The organism is Streptomyces sp. NPDC101118, from assembly GCF_044759445.1.
GTDB lineage: Bacteria > Actinomycetota > Actinomycetes > Streptomycetales > Streptomycetaceae > Streptomyces.
Window position 1 is genome coordinate 71,025 of the sequence record NZ_JBIVZG010000029.1, and the last position, 5,470, is coordinate 76,494.

A 5,470-nucleotide genomic window follows, 5' to 3' on the forward strand; every position below is an offset into this window, starting at 1 on the left:
GTGGGGGGGGCCCCCGGGCTCCCTTGCGTTTGTCTTGTCCGTCCTCCACCTTATAACATTTGTTTGCAACGACCTGCAACACCCCCTTGTACCCCCGGGGGGGGTTTAACCGCTTTTACGGGTTTAACCCCCCCCACGTGCGTTCCATGTGCGTTCAGCAGTGCGTTCCAAGCTAAGGTGATCAGGTGCAGCACGAACAGGACAAGCTCTTCGCAGCCGTGGACGCCCTCCTCGAAGAGGCGGCGGCCCAGGACGCCCTCCCGCACCCGGACGAGCGCAAGCGCCTCAGGGAAGCGGCGGGCCTCAGCCAGGACCAGATCGCGAAGGCCCTGTCCGTCCGCCGGGAAACCGTCACGTCCTGGGAAACCGGCCGCACCGACCCCCGCCCGCCCAAGCGCGCGGCCTACATCCGCCTCCTGGACGGCCTGACCACCCTCCACCCGGCGCCGGACCAGACCCCGCCACCCGCGCCAACCGAAACCCCGGCACCCGCGCCCACCGCTGCCGGCACACCCGCACCCACGCCGACCACGGCCGCCGAAACGGCACCCGCGCACGCCCCCACGCCCGAGCCGGCACCCACGCCCCCGACCGCCGGTGCCACCCCCACCACAGCCCCCGCCTCCGCCACAGTCCCCACGTCCCCCGCGGCCCGCCCCCGCACCACGGCCGGCCCCACCGCAGCCACAGCCACGACCGCCATCCCCCTGGCCGTCCTGGAAGGAACCGGCACGGCCCACGCCCCCCACGGCCTCCTCCTCGACTGCCCCGCCCAGGACCTCCCCTCCCTCATCACCTGGGCCCTGGAAACCGGCCTCGGCGCCCCCCGCCTCCACCCCAACGGCAAGGACGCCGACCCCCTGCTCGTCCTCACCGCCGAAGCCGCCCACCGCTTCGGCCTGCCCGACATCCTCGAAGACCGCCGGGGCCTCCGCCTCCCCGACAACCACCCCGCGGTCAAGGCCCTCACGAAGGCCAAGTGGCAGCTCACCCGCCGCGGCTTCGGCCCCTGGGCCCGCGTCTACCGCCCCGCCGACAAGGGCAGGCGCGCCTGCGTCCAGCTGGCGATCCTCCCCTGGGGCGCCCTGGACCCCCGCGCCTGGGGCGACACCGACACGCTCCCCGCCCCCGAGATCGCCCGCGTCCTCGGTACGTACGCGACCCGCGTCCTCACCCCCCGGGGCTCCACCGCCGTCTCCGGCCTCGAACTGATGACGGCACTTCGCCCACCCACTCGAGCAGCCAAGCAACAGAACCCGGACGGCACGGTCAGCTGGGTCTCCGCCCCCGTCCCCGGCTCCCTCACGGCCCCGGTCGTTCCCGCGCCCCCGGAGGCCCCCGACGAGCACCCGGTCGTCGCCGCCCTCTACCCCCGCGCCCACCAGCGCACCCCGGACCAGGTCCTCGACGAAGAGGCCTACGACTGGATCCGCGACCCCGAGCTGCTCACCGACGCCGAGTGCGCCCGCACCCACGCCGTCGGCATCGACGTCAACATGGCCTTCGCCGCGGCCGCGAACCGCCTCACCATCGGCACGGGCCCGGCCGTCCACACCACGGCCCCCCGCTTCGACCCGAAGACCCCCGGCAGCTGGCTGGCCGACCTCTCCGGCATCGAGCTCGACCCCCGCCTCCCGAGCCCGTTCACCCCCCACGGCGGACGCCCCACCGGCCCCGCCTGGTACGCGACCCCCACCCTCGCCTACGCCGCCGAGCTGGGCCACGAAGTCCGGCCCATCGAGGCGTACCTGCGCTCCGGCGCCACCGCGTACCTCGACCCCTGGTACACCCGCCTCCGCGACGCGTACCTCGCCACGATGGCCGACCTGGGCGTCACGAAGGACCTCACGGAAGCCCAGTTCCTCGACGCCATGACGGCCCACAAGGCCCAGGACGAGCCCCTCGCCCACGTCCTGTCCGCCATCAAGGCCACCGTCAAGGGCGGCATCGGCAAGCTCCGCGAACGCCCCCAGGGCCTCGGCTACCGCCCCGGCGAGCCCTGGCCGGCCCTGGAACGCCCCACCTGGCGCCCCGACATCCGCGCCGCCGTCATCTCAACGGCCCGCGTGAACATGCACCGCAAGATGCTCAAGCTCGCGCAGCACGCCGGCCTGCACCCCATCGCGGTGCTCTCCGACTGCGCGGTCTATCTCTCCGACGGCCCGAGCCCGCTGGACTTCCTGCCCCACACCCCCGAGGGCAAGCCCCTGCCCGGCGGCTTCCGCCTGGGCGTCAGCCCCGGCATGGTCAAGCACGAAGGCACCCAACCACTCCTCTGGGCCGTCCAGATGCTCGACGAGCACCACAACCCCGCCCGCCACATCAAGGGCCACGACGCAGCGGCCGACGGAGAGTAGCCACCCCCGATGTCCATCGACGACAGCATCACCCGCGCGGACGAGCAGCACTTCACCCGCCCGATCCCGAAGTCGGCAGGCGCCCAGATGCGCTTCCTGGTCAAGCAGCTCAAGTCGACCCGACAAGCCGCAACGCTCCTGGGCATCTCCCAGCGCACGGTGGAGCGCTACCTCAGGAACCAGATCAAGCAGCCCAAGCCGGCCCTGGCAGCCCGCCTGGAAGCCGAAGTACGCCGCCGCTGGCAGCCCCTGGTCCGCAAGCGCGCCCGCGCCCGTGCGGCCACCCAGACCGGCCTGGTCATCGAGACCCGCGCCCGCTTCGGCTTCACCGCGGCCCCCGGCACCACGGACGACGGCCGCATGCGCCGCATCACCCAGCACCTGCCCCCGGAGTACGCGGGCCGCCTCTTCGCCGCCCAGGAGGCGGGAGCCAACGAGGCAGCCCTCCAGCGCATCGCGGCCGAAGGCCTCCAGGAGCTCTACTTCAAGGACCACGGCTCCCGGGCCGCCGGCCTCCTGGTCGAGTTCACGGACATCGACTACATCGAACTCGACTTCTGAGAGAACTACCCAACGGCGTGCAGGGTCCTCCGACGCTTGCTCTCCGCGGCCTTCTTGGCCGCGGTCTGCGCCGCCCTCTTCTTCCGCTGCTCCGCCAGCTGGTCCTGGTACGCCGCCACCGCCCGGTGGTAGCTCTCGACGTACCCACGCACGTCCAGGCGGTCCTCGACCGGCATGGCGTTCACCGCTGCCACGGCGTCCTCGAACGAGTTGTACCCGGCCAGCATCGGGTTGATCTGGTACACCCCGTTCCGCACCTTGCGCACGAGCTTCGCGAGCTCCAGGCTCCGCAGCGCCGCGTTCACGCTCGGCCGGCTCAGCTCCAGCAGCCCGCCGATGGTCGCCTGGTCGATCAGGATCCGCCCACCGGGCTCGCTGAGCGACCGCAGCTTCAGCAGCACGCGGTACGAGGCCGGGGGCAGGTCGAGGTCGGAGAGAAGCCCGTCGGCATTGACCGCAGCGAATCGCAAGGTGCTCACAGAGCCGTCCCTTCTTCTTTGCGCCGCGACCGGCTCAGCCGCCGCGCAGCGCGCTCTTTGGCCCGTTCAGCCCGCAGTTCCTCGATGGCCTGCCGCATGTGATCCAGCGACGGGAACCGCACCAGCTCCGGAAGGCTCGCGTCGCCGCGAATCTTCGAGATGGTGCTGTGCTGCTCCACCTTCACGAACTCACCCGTTGTCTCCGTACCCGGGATGAACTCTGCCACTCGGTAACTGTAGGGCGGGTTGAACTGGTACACACCCCGCCTCACCTTGAAGACGATTCCGTGAGACATGATGGTGTGCAACGCCTCGGACGTCTTCGTCCGACTGACGTCCAGGATGGTAGCCATCTCCTCCTGGGTAAGCGGAATCCGCCCCCCCGCCCGCTGGCACGCGATGAGCAGCAGGATGAGCCGCAGGGGCAGTGCTTCCCGGAAGTACTGCGCGATCACCAGGAAGAACTCGAGACTGTCCATCGAGAACGCGTTCGGCTGAGCAGTGGTCCCGTAGAACTCCAGAGGCTTCCGCTCGCCTTCCAGCGTGAGCTTCCGACTCGGGTAACGCTTCGCCAGGCCGTCCAGATCCCGCACGGGCGCCAGCGGCTGACTCCACGCTGAGATGGCGTCATCAACGGGGAGATCAGGACGCGGTGCCCGCGCCGGACTCGGCCGGCGGCGCTGCGGCTCGGATGTCACGGGCTGCTCTCCACTTCTTTGATCTACGGAGAGCAGTATGTCAACCAGGACGACATACATGTCACCCTCATTGACGTTCGGCGTGTCTTACGTCCCCCCACGAGGGACACATCTCGGCCACCCCCCGGCCGGATCCATCTCCCCACACTCCGTCAACCCCACCACCCCACCAAGCAGTTCACGCACACATCTCCCCTAAAACGTCAGCCCCCCCGACGTTTTCCCCCAAATACCGTCAGCGAGACCGACGTTTTGCGGCCGCTATGTCCCCCCACCAGGGACACAACGCAAGAGATATGTCCCTCCTGAGGGGACACAACTCTCCCCCCACACCGCCCCTGACCTGCACAAACGCATCTCCGTACCCTCTATATGCCGTCACCCGGCTGTCCCTCTCCTTCACCACACCCCCAAACCGCGCCAAACCCACCCCAAAAGTCCCCCACCTCACCTGACCCACCCCTCAACAACCCAGAAATTATCCGCAACCCACTTTGAATCACCCCACCCGAAACCGCATTAACGCCGTTAACACCCCAGCACCCAGCGCAACAACCAGGTTCCGCCGAACAAGATGAAGGCCCAAGGCCTCCATGAGCTCCGCTCAGACCGCATTTGAGATCTGCCCTACGGTCTGGAGGTGGGTATCCATCGGACCTCGCGGATGAGCAGTGGGCACTGTTGGAGCCGTTACTGCTGCCTACCCGGGTGAAACCGGAGAGTGGTCGGCGGGAGCTGCCGAAGGACTTCGCGTCCTGGCCGACCGTGTACTGGTACGGGCCTCAAGAGGTTCTTCATCACCGCGACACCATCGGCCTGCTCTTGGCCGTCCACGTCATCGCAGCAAGCATCCAGAACCGTGACAGCACGAAGCTGTCCTTGATGGCCGAAGAGGATGCGGCGGATGTAGACGAACAGATCGTCTACATGTTTCTGGCGGACACAGCCACGATGAACGATCCCGCTCACCCTCTCCTGGCCGTGGACCTCTGGGACGAGCCCGGGCGGAAGGCCGGTGTCTCCTTCGCGCGCAGCGCGAAGGACCTCAAGGGTGCAGCGCACGAAGGGCCTCAAGCTCGCAGCGCGAGAGGACCCAAACGCGGGAGTTCTGTAGGCCGGGGAAGCCGGTCCGTTCAGGTGGAGCGTAGCGGAACCTGAACCGTCCGAAGCGAAGCGGAGGACCCCGGCCCGAAGGGCCGGCCCTGGCTCGGCGAAGCCGAGCCCCACCGAGCGCAGCGAGGTGGTTCTCTCCTCCGCGCTGCGCGCGGAGGGCCATAGGCCCGGACCCCGTGAAACGGGGTCACCCAGGCGTGGGGAGCACGCCGTTCGAGGTGAAGCGAAGCGGAACCCCGAACTGTCCGGAGCGAAGCGGAGG

Annotated in this window: 5 protein-coding genes; 3 read left to right on the forward strand and 2 right to left on the reverse strand. The window is 69.2% G+C overall.

The features are described from left to right. Nucleotides 1–185 precede the first annotated feature (185 nt). Entirely contained in the window at nt 186–2,357 is a 2,172-nt protein-coding gene (tap, locus tag ACIQUQ_RS32520; protein ID WP_403983256.1) for a telomere-associated protein Tap, read from the forward strand. Nucleotides 2,358–2,366: 9 nt separating this feature from the next. Then, the gene (gene tpg / locus ACIQUQ_RS32525) at nt 2,367–2,918 is read left to right on the forward strand and encodes a telomere-protecting terminal protein Tpg (protein WP_403983258.1); all 552 of its coding nucleotides are present in this window, start codon (nt 2,367–2,369) and stop codon (nt 2,916–2,918) included. A gap of 5 nt (nt 2,919–2,923) precedes the next feature. Here the strand turns inward: tpg and ACIQUQ_RS32530 are convergent, their stop codons facing one another. Both ACIQUQ_RS32530 and ACIQUQ_RS32535 read right to left on the reverse strand, forming a co-directional pair. Next, the gene (locus ACIQUQ_RS32530) at nt 2,924–3,397 is read right to left on the reverse strand and encodes a MarR family transcriptional regulator (protein ID WP_403983260.1); all 474 of its coding nucleotides are present in this window, start codon (nt 3,395–3,397) and stop codon (nt 2,924–2,926) included. Beyond that, complete coding sequence (locus tag ACIQUQ_RS32535) at nt 3,394–4,095, reverse strand: hypothetical protein (protein WP_403983263.1); 702 nt, start codon at nt 4,093–4,095, stop codon at nt 3,394–3,396. The genes ACIQUQ_RS32530 and ACIQUQ_RS32535 overlap by 4 nt, the downstream gene beginning before the upstream one ends. Nucleotides 4,096–4,776: 681 nt before the next feature. Here ACIQUQ_RS32535 and ACIQUQ_RS32540 point away from each other — a divergent pair. Continuing rightward, on the forward strand, nt 4,777–5,253 hold the full coding sequence (locus ACIQUQ_RS32540) for a DUF6924 domain-containing protein (RefSeq protein ID WP_403983266.1): 477 nt from the start codon (nt 4,777–4,779) through the stop codon (nt 5,251–5,253). Nucleotides 5,254–5,470: the final 217 nt, after the last annotated feature.

What these genes read in the sequence shown, in the direction of transcription:
- tpg (WP_403983258.1), top strand. Translation starts at nt 2,367, where the DNA reads ATGTCCATCGACGACAGCATCACCCGCGCGGACGAGCAGCACTTCACC.